General features: G+C 54.8%; 3 protein-coding genes. All 3 read left to right on the forward strand.

The genetic code is table 11. The features are described from left to right. Window positions 1-848 precede the first annotated feature (848 nt). The gene (locus ABX962_RS32270; RefSeq protein ID WP_372725795.1) at window positions 849-1,514 is read left to right on the forward strand and encodes a carbonic anhydrase; all 666 of its coding nucleotides are present in this window, start codon (window positions 849-851) and stop codon (window positions 1,512-1,514) included. Between the two features lie 62 nt (window positions 1,515-1,576). After that, window positions 1,577-3,610: a SulP family inorganic anion transporter gene (locus tag ABX962_RS32275; RefSeq protein WP_372725797.1), complete on the forward strand. Its 2,034-nt coding sequence runs from the start codon at window positions 1,577-1,579 to the stop codon at window positions 3,608-3,610. 15 nt (window positions 3,611-3,625) lie between these two features. Continuing rightward, window positions 3,626-3,866 (forward strand): universal stress protein (locus ABX962_RS32280; protein WP_372725798.1); only part of this gene is annotated, 241 nt, incomplete at its 3' end.

Below are 3,866 nucleotides of genomic sequence, written 5' to 3' on the forward strand. Positions count from 1 at the left end.
AAGATGCTACTGTAGTTGCGGACGACGGAGGACACTTCTTATCATCTTCGTACTGGTCGTGCTCGTGTTCTCAGCGTTTTGCCGCACTGGCACGAAACGTGCACTTAAGTGCGTCCGTATGGGTTCATACATTGCTCATCCGCCGTGTTGGGTCTTGCCGGCGTGGCGATGCTGATAGATCTTCTCAAGATTGCACGATGAAGAACGCAACCTCCACTTTTCAAACTCAAAAGGGCATTGTTCTTAATGCTTGGGCCATTTTTTCGGTTTGGGTTCAGGGGTGTGAGATTCGCCAGAATTCCTCGCTATTCACGAAGTCTGGCGACATTCACTACCCTAAAAGCAAAGTGAGAAGAAGCACTGAGGGTCTGTTGCGATGTTTGCTGTTGGTTGGGGCCGTTCTTTTGCCTGGAATCACGCCCTGCATTGGATTGCAATGGAGCCTTTCCGAATGCGAAGCGCCTCTTGATGCAGCGGAGTCATCGGAGGAAGCGGTTGTCCGCACCCAATGTCATACGCCGCTTCGCCGTTCTCAACCAGAGTCGCGGCATTGGGTTGTCGCGTATCGAAGGGCAACTTTTCGTGTGGTTGGCGACGTGGGCCGAACTGTACCCACCGGGCATCGGCTTGCGAACCATCTGATGGCGCCGCTGCTTCTCTAGCCGGGCCTTTGCTTCCCGGACGAACTTCGTCGTCAACGCCCTGCCACATAATCACAATCCTTAAGATGCTGGCGGAGGCTTTGGCAGCATGCGTACTGCGGTTCGTACTACGTATAGCCAGACGACCGACACTAAATGCAATTCAGATTATCGCTTTATTCCAATACCTTTTAAGGACTCAGGACCATGCAAAAACTCGTTGACGGCATTCACGAATTTCAAGATAGCTACTTCACCTCCCACAAGTTACTTTTCGAGCGATTGGCCCAGGGGCAACAGCCGCTGGCATTGTTCATCACCTGTTCCGACTCGCGCATCGATCCCAGCCTGTTAACGCAAACACAACCGGGTGAGCTGTTCATCATGCGAAACGCTGGCAACATCGTGCCTCCTTACGGAGCCGTGCTTGGTGGGGAAGCGGCCACAATCGAATTCGCCGTTTCTGTGTTAAAGGTGCAGGACATCATTGTCTGTGGTCATTCCCATTGCGGAGCGATGAATGGCTTGCTGCACCCTGAGGCTGTCGGCGAGTTGCCGGCAGTTCGTGCTTGGCTGACGCATGCCGAAGCCACCTCGCGAATCATGAAGGAGAACTACAAGCACATCACCGAAGAAGCGCCTCGGCTGACGGCGACGGTCGAAGAGAATGTACTGGTGCAGCTTGAAAATCTGCGGACACATCCCTCCGTAGCGGCAAAGTTAGCCCGTGGCGAACTGAAGCTACACGGTTGGGTTTACAAATTCGAGACTGGACAAGTTTTCGCGTACGACGCCGAAAAGGGACAGTATCTGCCCGTGGAAGAAACCGTCGCTCGTTCCTCGAGTGTCTCGGCTGAGTTGCCTTCGATTTAGTCACAGATCGCATTGTTGGCGTTTCTCAAGATGAATCAATCCAGATCGCATAGAGACGAAAGATGAGTAGCACCCAAGAAATGGATCAGGAGCACGAGACCGCGTTCGGCTCGATCATCAAGCACGATTTACTGGCGTCGATTGTGGTGTTCCTGGTCGCGTTGCCATTGTGTATGGGCATTGCGATCGCCTCAGGAGTCCCTGTGGCTGCCGGTCTTATCAGCGGCATCGTCGGCGGGTTGGTTGTTGGCACGCTGGCCGGCTGTCCGTTGCAAGTCAGTGGGCCTGCGGCTGGTCTTACGGTGATCGTCTATGAGGTCGTCCAGCGATTTGGCTTGGAAATGCTGGGCACCATCGTCTTGATCGCGGGATTGATGCAAGCCGTTGCGGGGGTTCTGAAGTTGGGGCAATGGTTTCGCGCTGTTTCGCCCGCTGTCATCAAAGGAATGCTGGCCGGAATCGGCGTACTGATCTTCGCAAGTCAGTTTCATGTGATGGTGGACGACAAGCCGAAGGGCAGCGGAATCCAAAACCTGGTTACGATTCCGCAAGCGATTTGGAAGGGTTTGGCAATCCCCGAATTCGACAGCCGTGAGGATCGAAAATTCCGGACCGAAATGTTGCGCACCGTTGGCGACCTCCACCAGCGTCAGGTGAACCTGCACGAGCGAGTGGCTGAACGTGTGCCGCATCCTGGGAACGGAGAAAAGCCCGAGTCCTCGGAAGCTCCTGTCGAGATCTCGCAGGTTGACTTGGTTGACTTGGCGACCGAGCAATCACAGATTACGGAGGATCTTAATGCGGTCGGTGTTCGATTAAAGGAGTTTGAAACGGCGTCGGAGCCGAGTGAAAAATTTACCAGGATCAATGAAGCGGCTTCCTTGGCGATTCTCCAAAGTGGTGCCGCGGCAACCGCGTTGCAGCAAAACAACATCGAAGAGATCTTGCCACGACAGGTCCAAGCCGTAGCGTCGCTTGAAGATCTTATGAGCCATCAAAAGAATCACCATCTGGCAGCCTACCTCGGGATCCTGACGATCGCAGTCATCCTGTTATGGCAGGGGGCCGCGCCCAAGCCTCTCAAGGTCGTGCCGGCCCCTTTGATCGCGGTGGTTTTGGCAACCCTGGTCGCCGCCTTGCTTGCGGTACCGGTGCTGTACGTAGAGATTCCCAATAATCTTTGGAGCGATGTGCGATTTCCGAGCCTCACCGTACTGAGCTCGGCACCCTGGGCGGCCGTGGTTCAGGCCGGACTGATGATCGCGGTGGTTGCCAGTGCGGAAACGTTGTTGTGTGCAACTGCAGTGGATCAGATGCATCAAGGTCCCCGCACTCGATACGACCGCGAGCTCTTTGCGCAGGGCGTTGGGAATGTTGTTTGCGGTTTTCTTGGTGCGCTCCCGCTGACTGGAGTGATTGTTCGCAGTTCGGCAAACGTTCAAGCGGGTGGACGCACCCGCTTTTCCGCCATCCTGCACGGACTGTGGCTGCTGATCTTCGTCGCAGGCTTGGCCTTTGTACTGCGTCTGATTCCGACCTCAAGCCTGGCTGCGATACTTGTTTATACGGGCTACAAGCTGGTTAATCCCAAGTCCATTCGCGACCTCGGCAAGTACGGTCGTGGCGAAGTCGCGATTTACGCCGCCACCGTAAGTACGATCGTCATCACCGATCTGTTGACCGGCGTACTCGTGGGCATCGGACTTGCCGCTGCCAAACTTCTGTATACGTTCTCGCACTTGGCTACGAGTCTTGAACAAGAACAAGGCTCCCACAGGGTGACTCTCTCACTGCAGGGTGCAGCTACCTTCGTTCGTCTTCCCGCTCTGGCGCGAGAATTAGAGAAGGTTCCCGCTCGCGCTGAACTACATATCGATTTTAGTGAGCTTGACTACATCGATCACGCCTGTCTGGACTTGTTGATGAACTGGGCAAAACAACACGAGTCAACGGGCGGCAAACTCGTCATCGACTGGCAGTCGTTGCATGCACGCTTCAATCCCGACACCGCAAAGAATGGCGCACCTGCATCCGACTCGGTTGTCGGTCCCAATGGATCCGTGGGCGAGTCCACGGTTTCTCAATTGAACAAATAGTGAAGGAAGTCAGTCATGCGTCATTTACTTGTTCCCACGGACTTCAGCGAATCCGCGCACGCGGCGCTGCAATATGCCGTCGGGCTATGCAAAGACCTCGAGGGAAGAATCACACTGCTGCATGTCAGCCATACAGAGAGAGTCACGGAAACACTGATGGGCCTCGATGCAATCGAGAACCTTTCCAGGACGCTCAGTTCGCCGTCGGGTTCAGCAGGTTACGCACCATCGTTCAATGTTGATGAGTTGAAGACGG

It is taken from the genome of Novipirellula sp., from assembly GCF_041583735.1.
In the GTDB taxonomy this organism is placed as follows: domain Bacteria; phylum Planctomycetota; class Planctomycetia; order Pirellulales; family Pirellulaceae; genus Novipirellula.

What these genes read in the sequence shown, in the direction of transcription:
- ABX962_RS32270 (WP_372725795.1), top strand. Translation starts at nt 849, where the DNA reads ATGCAAAAACTCGTTGACGGCATTCACGAATTTCAAGATAGCTACTTC.
- ABX962_RS32275 (WP_372725797.1), top strand. Translation starts at nt 1,577, where the DNA reads ATGAGTAGCACCCAAGAAATGGATCAGGAGCACGAGACCGCGTTCGGC.